Source organism: Mesorhizobium sp. B1-1-5, from assembly GCF_006443065.1.
Classification (GTDB): domain Bacteria; phylum Pseudomonadota; class Alphaproteobacteria; order Rhizobiales; family Rhizobiaceae; genus Mesorhizobium.
Genome location: NZ_VFWS01000622.1, coordinates 1 through 1,069 on the forward strand (window position 1 = coordinate 1; position 1,069 = coordinate 1,069).

At 63.0% G+C, this 1,069-nt stretch carries 1 protein-coding gene and 1 pseudogene; both read left to right on the plus strand.

Annotated elements, in window-relative coordinates; translation table 11 throughout:
• The coding region (gene uraD, locus FJ980_RS33855) for a 2-oxo-4-hydroxy-4-carboxy-5-ureidoimidazoline decarboxylase (protein ID WP_140547694.1) at positions 1-927 on the plus strand (927 nt) is incomplete at its 5' end.
• 10 nt (positions 928-937) lie between these two features.
• Positions 938-1,069, plus strand: a pseudogene (locus FJ980_RS35740) ((S)-ureidoglycine aminohydrolase); the annotation flags it as partial.

Here is a 1,069-nt window from a genome sequence, read left to right on the forward strand (position 1 = left end):
TCGGTCAACACGGTACGGCTCGTCGCCGAGGAAGGCGGTTTCGACTACGTCTCCGACACTTATGACGACGAACTGCCCTACTGGTTCGCGGATGACGGGACAGACAGGCCACAGCTCATCATCCCCTACACGCTCGATGCCAACGACATGCGCTTCGCCACGCCGCAGGGCTTCAACTCGGGCGACCAGTTCTTCGCCTATCTGAAGGACAGTTTCGACACGCTCTATGCCGAAGGCAAGGCTGGGCGGCCGCGCATGATGAATATCGGCCTGCACTGTCGCCTCGTCGGGCGGCCGGGGCGGGTGGCGGCGCTGAAGCGCTTCGTCGACTATGTGAAGTCGCACGACAAGGTCTGGCTGGCGCGGCGTATCGACATCGCCAGGCATTGGCGCGAGACCCATCCATACAAGCAGCCGGTGCTGCGCCCTTCGAGGATGGAATTCGAGGCCTTCGTGCATGCTTTCGGCGGCGTTTTCGAACATTCGCCGTGGATAGCCGAGCGCGCCTACGAGCTGGAACTTGGCCCGGCGCACGACAGCGCCGGCGGCCTGCACAATGCGCTCTGCCGCGTTTTCCGCGCCGCAAGCGAAACGGAGCGGCTGGGCGTGCTCAACGCCCATCCAGACCTTGCCGGCAAGCTGGCAAGGGCCAGGCGGCTGACGGCGGAATCAGCCAGGGAACAGGCTTCGGCCGGCCTCGATGAGCTGACCGACAAGGAGCGCGAGCTGTTTTCCAAGCTTAACGCCGCCTACGTCACCACCTTCGGTTTCCCGTTCATCGTCGCGGTGAAGGGCAAGACCAGGCAAGAAATCCTGGCGGAGTTCGAAAGGCGCATCGGCAACAGCCGCGGCGTCGAATTCGAGACCGCCTGCAAACAGGTCGAGCGCATCGCGCTCTTCCGCCTCAAGGACATGCTTCCGCAATAGGTTTGAACCCATGGATACGATCAGGATGCCCGAGCGAACCTATTATGCTCCACATGGCGGCCATTCCGGCCAGAACGAGCTTTTGACCGGCCGCGCCGTCTTCACCGAGGCCTATGCGGTCATCCCCAGGGGCGTGATGCAG